Source organism: Flavobacterium sp. WC2409, assembly GCF_041200085.1.
In the GTDB taxonomy this organism is placed as follows: Bacteria; Bacteroidota; Bacteroidia; order Flavobacteriales; family Flavobacteriaceae; genus Flavobacterium.
Map to the genome: position 1 here is coordinate 3791542 of NZ_CP165625.1, position 16222 is coordinate 3807763.

A 16222-nucleotide genomic window follows, 5' to 3' on the forward strand; every position below is an offset into this window, starting at 1 on the left:
CTAACTTGTTACGTTTATTAAATGACTTTACTAAAAAAATATAGCATGTTTCCAGTAGTCACAGTTTTAGCTGTGACTCTGTTTTTTGGTTGTGAAAGTAATTTTAAAGAAGTTCAAAAAATAAATTTTACTGAATTCACTCCAAGTAGCGATGCTGACAATGTGAATTTAAAATATACAGATTCAGGTCTTATAAAATTGATTTTAATAAGTCCTAAAATGTTAGATTTTGGAAGTGTTAATTTTCCTTTTACTGAATTTCCAAAAGGGGTGGATGTTACTTTATTTGATAACAAAGCTAAAAAAACCCGGATAACATCTAAGTATGCGGTTTCATATAGTCTCACGGGTATAATTGATTTGCAAGGAAAAGTTAAGATTGCTTCTCAAGAAGGGCAAACGTTAGAGACGGAGCAATTGTACTACGATCAGAAAAACGAGTGGTTTTTTACTGAAAAAAAGTTTAAATTTACAGATGTTAAAGGGTCTTCTAATGGACAAGGAATTGACTTTAGTAAAGATTTTAAAGTTATAAACTCACAAAGAATTACCGGCGAATTCGATTCAGCCGAATAAATTTCAAATTATAATATTATGGGTTACTTAAAATACACGCCTTACATTTATCTTATTTTTGCATTGTACTTTATGTATGAAGGGATTGTAAAGTGGAATGATACTGAAACTGGACCTTGGTTAAGTTTTATGATAGCCGGACTGGCTATTTTTATGTTTTTCTTCAGGAGGAAATTCGCAAAAAAATTGGGAGACCGTAATAATAAATTATAATCCATGGAAATTAGTATTATAATAATATGCTTAATACTATGTGCCTTTTTTTCTGGGATGGAAATAGCATTCATTTCTTCCAATAAGATTTATCTGGAAATAGAAAAAAAGCAAAATAATTTCCTTTCAAAAATCCTTACTAAACTTACTGAAAAACCTTCTAAGTTTATTGCTGCCATGCTTATTGGTAATAATATTGCATTAGTAGTGTATGGTTTTTTCATGGGGGATTTGTTAATGCGTTGGGTAGATTCTTTTAAATTTCATTTTTCAGATTTATCAAATTTATTTTTGCAAACCCTATTATCAACCTTAATTGTTTTGATAACGGCTGAATTTATGCCAAAGGTTTTCTTTCAGATTTATGCTAATGTGCTTATAAAATTCTTTGCAATACCTGCTTATTTTTTTTATCAGTTATTCTATTTCATTTCTACTTTTTTCATTTGGGTTTCTGATTTTATTCTAAAAAAATTCTTTAGAACTGATGGTGATCAAGTGCAGCTTTATTTTAGTAAAGTGGAGTTAGGGAACTACATCACGGAACAAATGAGTACGGTGGAGGATAATGATGAAGTCGATTCAGAGATTCAAATGTTTCAAAATGCATTGGAGTTTTCAGGTGTAAAAGCTAGAGATGTAATGAGTCCTAGAACGGAGATTGTTGCAATAGATTTGTTTGACTCTATAGAAGAGCTCAAAGAGTTGTTTATAGAAACAGGTTATTCTAAAATTGTGGTTTATGAGAATTCCCTCGATGAAATTGTGGGTTATGTTCATTCATTTGATTTATTCAAAAAACCTAAAAGTATCAAATCAGTAGTCATTTCAGTCGAATTTGTTCCAGAGACAATATATATAAAGGATGTCATGAATTTGCTTACTAAAAAAAGAAAAAGTGTTGCTGTTGTGCTAGATGAATATGGAGGGACATCAGGTATTATCACGATAGAAGATATTGTGGAAGAACTTTTTGGTGAAATTGAAGATGAGCACGATTCGGATGAGGAATTAATCGAAAAAGAACTTGGAGATGATAGCTACCTTTTTTCAGCACGATTTGATGTAGAGTATTTAAACCAAACTTACAAATTGAACATTCCTGAAAGTGATTCTTATGGAACTTTAGGCGGTTTTATTGTTGATTTCACAAAAGAAATTCCTCTAAAAGGAGAGGTAATTACCATTGGAAACTATCATTTTGTGATAGAAGAAGCTACAAATAAGAAAATTGAATTGGTTAATATGACCGTAAAAGAGTGATTTGTTTTGTAAAAATATTTTTTTTGTAAAATAAAACGCTACTAGTATAATTATTAATTAGATAATTGTATTTTCGCAAACTGAATATAAAATTAACAACAATAAAAATGGCAGTTTTATCAAAAATTAGACAACGTTCCGCTTTAATGATTGCAGTTATCGCATTGGCTTTATTTGCATTTATCATAGGTGATTTATTTAAAAGTGGTAGTTTCAACAGTACATCAAAAGATGTAGGAAGTATCAATGGAAAAGATATTTCATTTGAAGATTTTAGAATTAAAGTAAGTAATGTTGAAAAAAGTGGTCAAGGTATCACTTCTACAGCAGCAGCTAATAAAGTATGGGATCAAGAAGTTTCTGTTGCTTTATTGACATCTGAATTTGATAAATTAGGATTAAGAGTAGGAGAAAAACACTTATTAGAAGTTTTAAAAGCAGATCCAAATATTGGTAAAAACCCAATGTTTTTAAATGCTGCAGGTATGTTTGATTTGGCTAAATTTAAAGAATATTTCAAATCAAATCCTTCTCAAGCACAATATTTAAAAGACAGAGAGAAAGATGCAGAACTGAATGCGAAGTATCAAATTTATAATACATTGATTAAATCAGCTATCTACACAACTGAAAGTGAAGGGAAATTGAGATATGAAATGGAAGCTAATAAAGTGAATTTTGCTTTTGTAGCTGGTTTATATTCAACTATCAAAGACAGTGATGTTAAAGTTACTGATGCTGATATTGTGGAATACATGAAGAAAAACGAGAAAAAATTTAAGGCTGATGAGTCTCGTGAAGTAGAATATGTTTTAATTGAAGATAAAGCTTCGAAAGAAGATGAGGCTGAAGTTAAGTCTAAAATCAATGCATTATTGTCAGGAAGTGTGGTTTATAACCAAGCTACTGGTAAAAACGATACATTATCAGGATTCAAATCGGCTAAAAACACTATTGAGTTTGTGAATTCAAATTCAGATGTTCCTTATGATTCTACTTATATTGCTAAAAAAGATTTGCCAGCTATTGATGCAGATCAATTGTATAACCTTGCTCCGGGAGAAGTATATGGTCCTTATGTTTTTGGAAAGTACTATTGTATTTCAAAATCAATGGGTAAAAAATTAGGTGTAAATGCAAAAGCGAGTCACATTTTAATTAGCTATGAAGGGACACAAGTTCCTAATCAAAAAGAGAAAAGAACGAAAGAAGAAGCAAAAGTGAAAGCAGAAGCAATCTTAGCACAAGTAAATGCTAATCCAGATAGTTTCTTGATGTTGGCTTTTACAAATTCTGATGATTCATCAGCACAACAAGGTGGTGATTTAGGATATTTTGGTCCAAACCAAATGGTAAAACCATTCAATGACTTTGTTTTCAATAATGGTATTGGTAAAGTAGGTTTGGTTGAAACTCCTTTTGGATTTCATATTATCAAAATTACAGATAAGCAAGACGGAATCCGTTTAGCGACTGTAGCTCAAAAAATTGAAGCGTCAGAAGCTACTTCTGATAAAGTATTTACACAAGCGACCAAATTTGAAATGGATGCTACTGATAAGGGGTTTACAAAAGTTGCTAAAGATATGGCTCTAACAGTTGCAGCTCCTGTTACTGTAAGCGTGATGGATGAAAATTTTGGACCTTTAGGAAATCAAAGAGCTATTGTAAGATGGGCTTTTGAAGATGGTACTAAAGTTGGTGCAGTAAAACGTTTTGAAGTACCTAATTTAGGTCATGTTATTGCAACGGTTAAAAATATTGACAATTCAGGATTAGTTCCAGTTACTCAAGCAAGATCTTATGTTGAGTCTATTCTTAAAAATAAGAAAAAAGCGGAGTTGATAAAAGCGAAGATGACAGGAAGTTCACTTGAAGCTATTGCAAAAGCAGCTGGTTCAACTGTTCAACAAGCTTCTGATGTTACATTGCAAAACCCAGTTTTAACTGGTGGAGTTGGTCAAGAGCCTAAGGTTGTTGGTACTGCATTTGCTTTAGCAGCAAATAAATTATCGGCTCCTATAGAAGGAAATACAGGAGTTTATGTTGTGAAAAATATAAGTACTGTTAAAGCGCCAGTTTTAAAAGATCATGCTACGTATGTTGCACAAATGAAAGCACAATCTGCAGGAGATGTAAACAGAGTTTTACCTGCTTTGAAAGATAATGCTGAAATTAAAGACAATAGAAAGCAATTCAATTACTAATAAATAGTTAGTTATTATTTCATAAAAAAAACTCGATACTAAGTATCGAGTTTTTTTATGCATTGAATTTAAGAGTTTTTATTTTGATATAATTAATAGTTATTTCAATATCATTTCGTCGTAAGTAAGGATCGTATTGAATCCTTTAGAATTAAAATACGTTTTTGGGTTCACCTCTGAAACAACCATTACAAAATCTCCGCCCCAAGCTCCTAGGCTTTTTACTTGTCCGTTGAAATCAGAAAATAAGCTTTCCTTTACAGTACTTGTTTCTAAAACATAACTCATTTCAGCTTCATGTTTTTCTAATGCGTGTCCAAAAGAGGTAACTGCTTTAGCTTGTAAAACTTCAGTTGTTAGTTTATTAATCGTAATTATACTTTTTTCTATATCCTCCGTTTTGTTATTTTGATAATTGGCAATAGCCGTTTTGCTATTTTGTTTTTTATTGAGATAAATAAAATAAATGGTATCCGTAAAATCAGGTCGGAATTTTATATTTTCAACTTTAGGTTTTCCTTTTTGTAGCTGATATGTAATAGGACTGTCATTTTGTGCGCAGGCGATGTCGTAGCCACTACCTCCAAAACTTGTTTTAAGCAGTTCAAAAGCGTCAATTTGTAGCCATTGGGCAATGTTGTTAATAAGAGTAGAAGAGGTTCCTAATCCCCATTTTTTTGGAAAACTCAGTTCAGTAGTAATTTGATACCCTTTAGATGTATTTATAAATGCAGGTTGCATTTTATATGCTTCATTTAGTATGGTAATTAAAGTACTTTTTACAGATGGTGTTGCAGCAATTATAGGATTTATAATTTCCGAAAAAGGAATGGTGTCTTGAAACCAGATTGTTCCATCTTCGTTGTAGCTTTTCCAGGAAAATTCTTGATTTTCTCCTTCTTCAACATTTAGATTCTGGCCAAATTTTGTAGGTAATGCAAATGCTTTTGCACCATCTAAAACAAGGTATTCTCCCGTTATCAATAATTTTCCGTTGCTGTAAAATGTTTTCTTCATTTATGCTGAATTTAGTTCAGTGTTTTTTTATAGCCCCGATAGCAGCGATATCCTTTACTTGATTTTTTTAATCAAGTAAAGATTAAGCGTATAGCGGGAATAGCTCCTGAAAATTATTTTCGTAATGTTTCTATATAATCAACCACTGCGCTGTGTGAAATGGCGTGGTGTTTAAAATGCTTTCTAATAGTGATTCGTTCATTTTCATTAGCATCAAATTGATTTAAAATATTATTTAAATGCATTTTCATATGACCATCTTGTATGCCTGTTGTAGTCAAGGAGCGCAAGGCGGCAAAGTTTTGTGCCAATCCAGCAACGGCTACAAACTGCATTAGTTCTTGTGCTGAAGGGTTTTCCAGCATTTCTAATGATAGTTTGACTAATGGATGAAGTGAAGTTAGTCCGCCTACAGTTCCTAATGCAAGTGGGACTTCTAGCCAAAAAGTAAAAATACCATTCTCCACTTTAGCATGAGATAAACTGGAATATTGACCAGATTTTGCTGCATAAGCATGTATTCCCGCTTCCACAGCTCTAAAATCGTTTCCTGTTGCCAGTACAACGGCATCAATTCCGTTCATGATTCCTTTATTATGGGTAACAGCACGATAGGGTTCTACTTCGGCAATTTGAACCGCTTGTACAAATCGTTCTGCAAAAGCTTGAGGGTTTTCTATGTGTTTTTCTTCAAGATCTTCAATTGGGCATGAAACTTCGGCATGAACGATACAGTTGGGTACATAGTTTGAAAGTATACTCATGATCACCTGAATGTCTTTCTCTGTTTCTGTAAACAATTCGTAGGTTAGTGCTTCCTCTTTTAATGTTTTAGCAAATTGCTCTAAACAAGAATTGATGAAGTTGGCTCCCATACTGTCTTTTGTGTCAAAAGTCGCGTGAAGTTGAAAGTAATTATCAAGTAAATTAGTTTTGTCATTTAGTTGAATGTCAAGAATTCCACCACCTCTTTTTTGCATGTTTTTGGTGATGGTTTCGGTATCTGAGAAAAATTTAGATTTCACTTGCGCAAAAAACAAGGTTAATTTAGATTCGTCTCCTTTATAGATAAAGTGAACTTGTCCATTCTTTTCATTATTAATAATAGTTGCTTTGAAGCCGCCACGAGTGGACCAAAATTTAGCTGATTTTGATGCTGCAGCAACTACCGAACTTTCTTCAATTGCCATTGGGATGGTGCTGTATTTTCCGTTGATTAAGAAATTAGGGGCGACTCCAAGTGGGATATAAAAATTGGTTATGGTGTTTTCTATGAATTCATCATGTAATTTCTGTATTTTTTCATCCGTATTCCAATAATTTTTCAGCAATTCGATTGCTTCTGACGGAGTTGAAAAGTATTCTTTGGCAATCCAGTTTATTTTTTCTTGTTTGGATAATTTAGAAAATCCTGCAACGGCGTTATTCATTCTCAATAGATTATAATATAATTAGCTACAAAGATACGTTTTTAGCCCTTTTGTTACTCATTAAATTATCTGCATTAAAGTTGTGTTTTGGACTTTATTTTTAACATTTAACATATCATATGTGAGATAATTGTAAAATTTTCACTAAAATTGGACTCTTTTTTACATATAAAGCAATAGTATGAAATCTAAACAATTTTCGATCTTATTTTTATTTTTATGTTTCACTGTTTTTGGACAACAAAAAATAAATGTTACTGAAATTTATAACGGAACTTTTCGTGCCAAAGGAATGGACGAATTGCAATCTATGAAAAATTCAAATCAATATACCGTTTTGAATTTGGATCACGCAAACAGAAGCATGCAAATTGATTTGTATGATTTTGCTAGCTTGAAAAAAACAGCAACTTTAATTGATACTAAAGATCACGCAGATTTGCCAATGATCGACAGTTATACTTTTGATGCTTCGGAGAAAATGATTTTGTTAGCCTGTAACACGAATCAAATTTTTCGTCATTCTTTTACAGCGGATTATTATTTATATAATACGACTAACAAAGAATTGACTAAGTTGTTTGATTTTCAAATTCAAGAGCCAACATTCTCTCCTGATGGTAATAAAATAGCTTATGCAAAAGACAACAATCTTTTTGTCTATGAATTGGCAACAAAGAAAACAACTCAAATTACTACTGATGGAAAGAAAAACGCCATCATAAATGGAATTACGGACTGGGTTTATGAGGAAGAATTTGCTTTTGTAAAAGCATTTGACTGGAGTAAAGACAGTAAAAAACTAGCTTATATCCGTTTTGATGAAAGTGAAGTTCCTGAATTCTCGATGTCCATCTTTGGAAAAGAGTTGTATCCTACTATTGAAACGTTCAAATATCCAAAACCAGGTGAAAAAAATTCAGTAGTGTCGTTACATGTATATGATGCTTCTTTAAATGCAACTAAAGAAATCAATCTAGGAAAATATAATGATTTTTATATTGCTCGCATGCAATGGACAAATGATGCTAACGTATTATCGGCTCAGGTTTTAAATCGTCATCAAGATAATTTAGATTTACTATTTGTTGATGGAACAACGGGAACGACTAAAGTGGTTTTGAATGAAAAAGACAAAGCATACGTTGATGTTACTGACAATCTAACTTTCTTGAAAGATAATAGCTTTATTTGGACTAGTGAAAAAGATGGCTACAACCATATTTATGTTTATGATAAAAATGGAAAGTTGAAAAACCAAGTGACCAAAGGGAATTGGGAAGTAACGTCCTATTACGGTTTTGATGAAAAAACAAGTACCCTTTTTTATCAATCTACAGAGAATGGTTCAATCAATAGATCAGTGTACAGTATTGCATTGAGTGGAAAAAATAAAAAAGTTTTATCTAATGAAGTTGGGACAAATGACGCGACACTAAGTCCGAATTTTCAATATTATATCAATACATTTTCTAGTACAACGCAACCTACTAGATATACGCTAAATGACGCCAAGTCAGGAAAACAATTACAGGTTATTGAAGATAATGCAGCATTGGCTTCAAGCCTGAAAAAATATGATGTACCTACCAAAGAGTTTTTTGTTTTAAAAACAGCTAAGGGGCATGAGCTAAATTCTTGGATAATGAAACCAAAAGATTTTGATGCTACTAAAAAATATCCTGTTTTTATGTATCAATATTCAGGTCCGGGATCTCAACAAGTAGCAAATCAATGGAATAGTGCTAATGATTATTGGTTTATGATGTTGACACAGCAAGGGTACATTGTTGCTTGTGTAGACGGTAGAGGAACTGGTTTTAAAGGAGCCGATTTTAAAAAAGTAACTCAATTGCAATTAGGGAAATATGAAGTAGAAGATCAAATTGATGCTGCTCAAGTAATAGGGAATTACAATTATGTAGATAAATCTAGAATTGGAATATTTGGATGGTCTTATGGTGGATTTATGGCTTCTAACTGTCTTTTTAAAGGGAATGATACTTTTAAAATGGCAATTGCAGTTGCACCAGTAACAAACTGGAGATTTTATGATAGTATATACACCGAAAGATATTTGCAAACTCCACAAGAAAATGCAAGTGGATACGATGATAATTCACCAATTAATTATGTGGATAGACTAAAAGGGAAGTTTCTTTTAATTCACGGAAGTGGAGATGATAATGTACACGTTCAAAATTCTATGCAAATGATGGAAGCTTTAATTCAAGCTAACAAGCAATTTGACTCACAGATTTATCCAGATAAAAACCACGGGATTTACGGTGGAATGACTAGAATACAGTTATTCAATAAAATGACTAACTTTATCAAAGAAAATCTATAATCTGTAAATGAATACTATAAGTCCAACTTTAGAAGAGATTCAAAACTTTGAAGGCAAGTACCCAAAACAATTGTGGTATTTGTTTATGGTAGAGATGTGGGAACGGTTTTGTTTTTATGGAATGCGGGGAGTTTTGACCTTCTTTATGGTCGATCAACTTTTCTTAAAAGACGATGCTGCCAATTTACAATATGGAGCCATTCAGGCTTTTGTATATGCGTTTACTTTTATTGGTGGTATTTTCGCCGATAAAATTTTAGGATTTAGAAAGTCTTTGTTCTTTGGAGGTATTATTATGATTTTAGGGAATTTACTAATTGCTTATTCTCCTCAAGAATTGTTTTATTATGGGATCGCTTTTTCGATAATTGGCACTGGTTTTTTTAAACCAAATATTTCTTCCATGGTGGGAGAGTTGTATCACGAGAGTGATCATCGTAGAGATGCTGGTTATGGAATGTTCTATGCGGGTATTAATATAGGAGGTCTTTTAGGAGGTGCATTATGTATTTATTTAGGTAAATATTATTCTTGGAGACTGTGTTTTTTATCTGCTGCGGTAGTAATGATTCTCGGTCTTTTTACCTTTTTATTTACTAAAAAACATCTTGGTCCCATTGGGAATTCTCCTTTATTACTTTTGGATGCATCCAAAAGAAAAATGCAAGAAATTGCTGTATATATTGGTTCGTTAGTATGCATACCCTTCATATTTATAATGGTAAAAAACACGGATTATACAGACTACTTTATGTATACCATTGGTGTTATTGCTATTTTATACTTTGCTTTTGAAGTTGTTAATTTAAAGCAAATTACCCTACAAAAAAAGCTTTTAGCTGCTTTCCTATTTGTGTTTTTCTATTTTTTGTTTAATGCAATTTTTGAACAAAGTGGCGGTTCTCTCTCTCTTTTTGCAAAAGATAATCTTAATGACAGCTTATTATTCTTTAAGATTGACCCAAATGTGGTCAATAATAGTTCGAATTCATTATTTGTAATTATATTTAGCCCTTTAGTAGGGCTGTTATGGTTGTGGTTAGCCAAAAAGAAAATAGAACCTAATACAGTAATTAAGTTTGGAATCGGGTTTTTGTTTCTAGGATTGTCATTCTATATCTTTTATTACACTCGCTTTTTTGCTGATGTAAACGGGATCACATCATTGAACGTATTTACATTTGCTTACTTAATCACAACATTAGGAGAACTATGCTTAGGACCGATAGGAATGTCAATAATTACAAAACTTTCTCCTAAACGACTTTTTGGAATGATGATGGGATTGTGGTTTTTGGCTAGTGCTTTTGGGCAGTTTGCAGCGGGTAAATTAGGTGCGGAAATGTCTAGAGGAAATAATGGAGCAACTTTAGTAACAAAGCTTCAGTCCTATACCGAAGGATATTATGAATTGGCCATATATTCTATTATAGCAGGAGTCATCTTAATTTTCTCGGCTCCAATTATTAAAAAATTAATGCAAGAAGTTAAATAAAAAAAATAGTAATCTAAAAATAAATTATGTCAAACACCACTACAGTAGATCATTCTAAATCGACCTTATTCGGACATCCAATTGGGTTGTTTATATTGTTTTTCACCGAAATGTGGGAGCGTTTTTCCTATTATGGAATGAGAGCTTTGCTGGTTTTGTATATGACAACAGAAACATTGGGAGATGCAAGAGGACCAGGTTTAGGATGGACTAGTCAAGAAGCGTTGGCTTTATATGGTTGGTACACAATGTTAGTCTATGTAATGTCTATTCCAGGAGGAATGATTGCTGATAAATTATTGGGACAAAAGAAAGCCGTTTTATTAGGTGCAGTAATCCTTTGTATAGGACATGGTGTTCTGGTACTAACAGATACATGGGCTTTTTATACAGGGTTAGGTTTGGTAATCTTAGGAGTTGGGTTGTTAAAACCTAATATATCAACTATGGTAGGTGGGTTATATGCTCAAGGTGACATAAGAAGAGATAAAGGTTTTAGTATTTTCTATATTGGGATTAATACAGGTTCACTACTAGCAACTATGGTAATTGGATTTGTTGTTGCTCAATGGGGATGGCATGCTGGTTTTGGATTAGCAGGAATCGCAATGGTATTGGGATTAGTTGTTTACTTATGGGGTCAAAAATACTTAACGCATGTGGGAAATCTTGAGGTTCAAGAGACTGCTGTAGTTGACGAAAGTTCATATGGTTTACTTTTTAAAAATTTATTGAAATCAAAAACACAATTGTTTATTACAGGAATTCTTACTGTAGTTTCTGTTTTTGGATGGTATAGTTTAGGTTGGGGGTTTGGATTGTTGTTTGTTTTTTTAACAGTAATCGCTGCTTTAATGATGATGATTTACAAAGAATTAGATTCGCAAAAAGATAAAGATCGTTTTTTAGTTTTACTTCTTTCTTTTATTATGGTGATTATTTTCTGGGGTGCTTATGAGCAAGCTGGAGGATTAATGAACTTATATGCTGATTCAAAAACAGATAGAATGCTTTTAGGAATGCAGGTTCCTACGGTTATGTTCCAAAGTTTAAATGCAGGGTTTATCATTATATTTGCAGCTATTGTAGCATCTTATTGGGCTAAACGTAAATTAAAAGGAAAAGAAGCTTCTTCAATTTTCAAAATGGCAATTGGTATTGTAATCATGGGATTTGGATTTTTATTCATGGTTTTTGCTACCATGGAATTTGAAAAAGTAGGTTCGTCAAGTATGTTATGGTTGGTTATGGCTTATTTATTTCATACCATCGGGGAATTATGTATTTCTCCAGTGGCTTTATCATTTATAACCAAACTATCGCCTGTTAAATATGCTTCATTAATGATGGGTGTCTATTTTGCAGCGACTGGGCTAGGAAATAAAGTGGCTGGTATCATTGGTGAATCAGCAAGTGAATTAGGAGAATACGCTGTGTTTTTAGGAATCTTAGTTTTTACTATTATAATTGGTGCGTTGTTTTTAATGTTATTAAAACCATTAAAACGATTAACTCATGGGGCAGAGGATAACGAAAAATAATTTATAATTTAAACACCTAAATAAAACGAACACCATGAGTCAAAATACTAAAGATGAGTTTTTCGAAAATAATGTTTTAGGACATCCGGCAGGGCTGTTTGTGTTATTTTTTACTGAAATGTGGGAGCGTTTTTCTTATTATGGAATGCGTGCTTTATTGGTTTTGTTTTTAACTACATCTCTTATTAAAGGAGGATGGGCTTGGAGTGTTGAAGATGCTTTGGGTTTATACGGTACCTATACAATGTCTGTTTATTTTACGCCTGTTATTGGTGGTTTTTTGGCTGATAAATATTTAGGGTATAGATGGGCAGTTATTTTAGGTGCGTTGGCAATGACTTTGGGTCATGCTTCTATGGCAGTCGAGACACCTTTATTTTTATATATTGGTATTGGATGTCTAATTATAGGTAATGGTTTATTTAAACCAAATATGACTTCTATAATCTCAAATGCTTATGATGGGCACGAAGAAAAAAAAGATGGTGCTTTCTCTTTATATTATATGGGAGTTAATGCTGGTGCTTTTTTAGGAATCATGCTTTGTGGTTATATAGGAGAAAAAATATCTTGGAGTTGGGGATTTGGTTTAGCGGGTATATTTATGTTTTTCGGAATGTTGCAATTCTATTTTACCCAAAATATTTTTGGCGATATTGGTTTAAAACCAACAGCTGCTTCTAAACAAGAATCAAAAGATAAAGCAGCGAAAGAGAATACAACACCAAAAGTCATTCGAGACAGAATTATTGCTGTAATCATTTTTTCTGTTTTTACTGTTTTCTTTTGGGCGGCATTTGAACAAGCTGGAGGGTCAATGACCATTTTTGCTGAAAAATTTACCCAAAGAGAATTATTTGGAAGCAATGCTTCCATTTTTAAAATTGCGGATACCTTATTGACGATTATACCGTTATTGATTATAACTTATGTATTGATTAAATTGTTTTCTAAAACGTTTAAGAAATACTCTACGGGAAATCTTATACTTTCTTTAAGTTTTGTAATCATTTGGGGAATCGTACTTTGGAAAGTAATGAGAGAATATAATTCGCCAGAAACAGAAGTGCCAGCCACTTGGTTCGGAATTTTAAACTCCTTATTTATTGTTGTTTTTGCCCCTATTTTTTCTAAATGGTGGGAAAGTAAATACAATCTTTCTGGACCGATTAAATTTGGTTTAGGACTTACTTTACTAGGGTTAGGATTCGGTTTTTTAGCATATGGAAGTATGGGTATTGATACTGATTCTGTTGTTAGGGTAAGTATGTTTTGGTTAATAGCAGCGTATTTGTTTCATACATTAGGTGAATTATGTATTTCTCCTGTAGGATTGTCTTATGTTAGTAAGTTGGTTCCTGCAAGTTGGATTGGAATTATGTTTGGAGTTTACTACTTGTTTATTGGTATGGGAAATAAATTAGCAGGTTCCATGGGAGGTATGATTGAAACCATTACAGCGCAATATAGCTTAACTACTTTTTTCCTTATTTTTACAATTGTTCCTGTAGGAGCAGGGTTATTGATGGTGCTATTGTCTCCATTAATGAAAAAATTAATGCACGGAGTAAAGTAGGCGACATTTTGTGGTATTATTTTTGCTTAAATTTGTAGAAAATAAATCAGTTATGAAAAATATATATTTAATTGCAGTATTCTTTATAGGAATTGTTGCTACACAAGCACAAGATTTGAAATGGCATACAGATGTTAAAGAAGCTATTGCTATTGGAAATAAAGAACACAAACCTTTACTATTGTTTTTTACGGGTAGTGATTGGTGTGGATGGTGTATCCGTTTGCAAAAAGAAGTTTTGTTAACTCCTGAATTTGCAAAATGGGCCAAAGAAAACGTTGTTTTAGTTGAATTAGATTATCCAAGAAGAACACCTCAGACTCCCGAAATAAAGAAACAAAATAATGATTTACAACAAGCTTTTGCTATTCAAGGATTTCCTACTATTCATTTTGCTAACGGTATTGACAAAGATGGTAAAGTGAACTTTGAAGGTTTAGGAAGTACTGGATATGTTCCTGGAGGCCCTACTGCTTGGCTTGCAGTAGCAGATGGAATCATTAAAAAAAAATAAGTTCAATTTAGTTTAAAAAATCCCTTTTCGGCAGTAGCGTGGAAAGGGATTTTTTGCTTTAAGCAACTTTCTTTCCAGTTATTTTGAATTTTTTTATAGTTTGATCCATCTGCCACTATAATTTTTGGTTTTAGAATGGCTAACATTCGATCTATATTGATTTTTGGTGATTGAATAAGAATAACTATATCAGGTCTTATGTCTTTTGGGTACAATCCTAAACTGTCTAGTATTAATATTTTATTTCCATTGAAATAAGCGGTATTTTTAAATGTTTTTTTATTTTTTAAGTTGCTAAAATTACCAACTAAATAGGATTTTAGCACACTATTCTTTTTGGATATTGTTTTACTTTCATTTGAATATAATATTACATTTTTGCCATTGCGTTCTACAAACATTGTGCTTCTTTTTTGGTTAAAAACAATCCATTCGTTTTGATTTTGAACGTCCCATTTTGTTTTTATATATGAAACTTGAAAAGCAATGATTGAAATTAGTACAAGGATTAATTTGTTGAAATTTGGTTTTTTGAACCAAATAATACTTGCAATTATTAGAAGGTAAGAACTTAATAAGAAATAAAAATTAAGTGGAATGTCATGAATTACAAATTCTTCAAATGAAGCGATGGTGGTGATTATTTTATTTAAATAATAGATACTCCATTCTAATGGTTTTACTAATAATAAAGGAACATAATCAAAAGCAGCCAATATCATGACCAAAACCCCTACTACCATGATGAAACTCAATAAGGGCATAATTATTAGATTTGTTATAAAAAATAAGCCAGGAAATTGATGAAAGTAATAGATGCTCAAAGGCAAGGTTCCAATTTGTGCAGCAAATGAAACGGTAAGTGCTCCCCAAATATATTTATGTAACTTTTGCTTTGGCAACCATAAGGAGGCTAATAGGGGTTGAAACCAGATAATAAAAAACAACGCGACATAACTCAGTTGAAAACCGACATCAAATAAAAAGGAAGGTTGAAAAAGAAGTATCAGTAATATAGAAACTAGTAAAGTATGATAGATATTAACGGATCTTCTTAAATGATATCCAATGGCTACAAAGGAAAACATGGTTACAGATCGTACAATCGATGGGGACAAACCTGCAATTAGGGCAAAAATCCATAAGCATGTTATGATAATTACTAATTTTAATAAAGCACCTTTTTTTGTATTTGGAATTGGTTTAAGGATAAAAGTTAGGAATAGCAAAATAAAACCAACATGAAGTCCTGATACCGACAAAATATGGATTGCGCCTGCATATTGGTATTCTTGTATAATTTGGGGTGAGATGTCTTGTCTCTGCCCCATTATTAAGGCAATAGCTACACTGAGTTCTTTTTTGTGGAAATTATTTTTTTCTAAATTGTGAATTATGCTATTTCTCAATTTGGATATGTAGTACCAAATGTCTTTTTTAAAAACAGAGCCAATAGTTATGGCTTCGGTATCAGCATAAAGTTGGGCATAAATCTGTTTTTGCTCTAAATAGTTACCGTAATCAAACTGATTGGGATTGTCAGGATTTTTGTTTCGAATTAAAACGCCTTTAATTTGAAGGCAAGATCCCGTTTCAAATGTGTGGTTCAAACTGTCTTTAGGTAGGTTTACTATTATTTTACCCGAGTTTTTTTCGGAGCCTATTTGATTTATTATTGCAATGTAACGGTCGTTAAAATTGGTTTTTTTTAATTGCTCTCGGATGATAAGTGTTATCAGTTGTGGCTTTTCAAAAGCAGAAACGTTATGAATATAATTGTTTTTTTGATACGAATCGGTATGGACTGTCTGAGTAATTGTTCCTAAGCATACTACGAATAAGTAAGTGCATATTCCGAAATAAATCGTTCTTTTATGAGTGAAGTAGCTAACAATAAAAAGGGAAAAGGAAAGAAAGAGCAATCCAAGAAGATAATTTATATCTGGTTTGGCATAAAATGCAACTAGTATTCCTAGAATAAATCCAAAAGTAATTCGGGCCAAAGGGAATTGCAGTACTTTCATAGTTCTAAAGTACAGC

Annotated in this window: 12 protein-coding genes; 9 read left to right on the top strand and 3 right to left on the bottom strand. The window is 32.3% G+C overall.

Annotation, left to right across the window (positions count from 1 at the left end):
* The first annotated feature begins 21 nt into the window (after positions 1-21).
* The 4 genes from lptC (at position 22) to AB3G34_RS16245 (ending at position 4259) form a co-directional block, all read left to right on the top strand.
* A complete protein-coding gene (gene lptC, locus AB3G34_RS16230) occupies positions 22-576 on the top strand; it encodes an LPS export ABC transporter periplasmic protein LptC (protein WP_367773262.1) in 555 nt (184 codons plus the stop codon).
* Positions 577-594: 18 nt separating this feature from the next.
* Entirely contained in the window at positions 595-789 is a 195-nt protein-coding gene (locus AB3G34_RS16235) for a hypothetical protein (RefSeq protein ID WP_367756830.1), read from the top strand.
* 3 nt (positions 790-792) lie between these two features.
* Positions 793-2052 (top strand): hemolysin family protein, encoded by a 1260-nt coding sequence (locus tag AB3G34_RS16240; RefSeq protein ID WP_367756832.1) that lies wholly within the window; start codon positions 793-795, stop codon positions 2050-2052.
* Positions 2053-2159: 107 nt separating this feature from the next.
* Positions 2160-4259 (top strand): peptidylprolyl isomerase, encoded by a 2100-nt coding sequence (locus tag AB3G34_RS16245; protein ID WP_369753029.1) that lies wholly within the window; start codon positions 2160-2162, stop codon positions 4257-4259.
* Positions 4260-4358: 99 nt separating this feature from the next.
* Here AB3G34_RS16245 and AB3G34_RS16250 read toward each other — a convergent pair whose 3' ends face one another.
* Positions 4359-5276, bottom strand: a complete 918-nt coding sequence (locus AB3G34_RS16250; protein ID WP_367773266.1) for a GYDIA family GHMP kinase — start codon at positions 5274-5276, stop codon at positions 4359-4361.
* Between the two features lie 113 nt (positions 5277-5389).
* Positions 5390-6706 (bottom strand): hydroxymethylglutaryl-CoA reductase, degradative, encoded by a 1317-nt coding sequence (locus AB3G34_RS16255; protein ID WP_369753030.1) that lies wholly within the window; start codon positions 6704-6706, stop codon positions 5390-5392.
* A 181-nt stretch (positions 6707-6887) separates the two neighbouring features.
* Between AB3G34_RS16255 and AB3G34_RS16260 the strand changes: the two genes are divergently transcribed.
* The 5 genes from AB3G34_RS16260 to AB3G34_RS16280 are packed head-to-tail and all read left to right on the top strand — an operon-like array spanning position 6888 to position 14182.
* Positions 6888-9056: a S9 family peptidase gene (locus AB3G34_RS16260; RefSeq protein ID WP_369753031.1), complete on the top strand. Its 2169-nt coding sequence runs from the start codon at positions 6888-6890 to the stop codon at positions 9054-9056.
* 7 nt (positions 9057-9063) lie between these two features.
* The gene (locus tag AB3G34_RS16265; RefSeq protein ID WP_369753032.1) at positions 9064-10551 is read left to right on the top strand and encodes a peptide MFS transporter; all 1488 of its coding nucleotides are present in this window, start codon (positions 9064-9066) and stop codon (positions 10549-10551) included.
* Positions 10552-10577: 26 nt separating this feature from the next.
* Complete coding sequence (locus AB3G34_RS16270; RefSeq protein ID WP_367756844.1) at positions 10578-12092, top strand: peptide MFS transporter; 1515 nt, start codon at positions 10578-10580, stop codon at positions 12090-12092.
* A 34-nt stretch (positions 12093-12126) separates the two neighbouring features.
* Positions 12127-13668, top strand: coding sequence for a peptide MFS transporter (locus tag AB3G34_RS16275; RefSeq protein ID WP_369753033.1), 1542 nt, complete (start codon positions 12127-12129; stop codon positions 13666-13668).
* 52 nt (positions 13669-13720) lie between these two features.
* Positions 13721-14182, top strand: a complete 462-nt coding sequence (locus AB3G34_RS16280; RefSeq protein WP_367773276.1) for a thioredoxin family protein — start codon at positions 13721-13723, stop codon at positions 14180-14182.
* Between the two features lie 2 nt (positions 14183-14184).
* Here the strand turns inward: AB3G34_RS16280 and AB3G34_RS16285 are convergent, their stop codons facing one another.
* Positions 14185-16206: a ComEC/Rec2 family competence protein gene (locus AB3G34_RS16285; protein ID WP_369753034.1), complete on the bottom strand. Its 2022-nt coding sequence runs from the start codon at positions 16204-16206 to the stop codon at positions 14185-14187.
* Positions 16207-16222 lie beyond the last annotated feature (16 nt).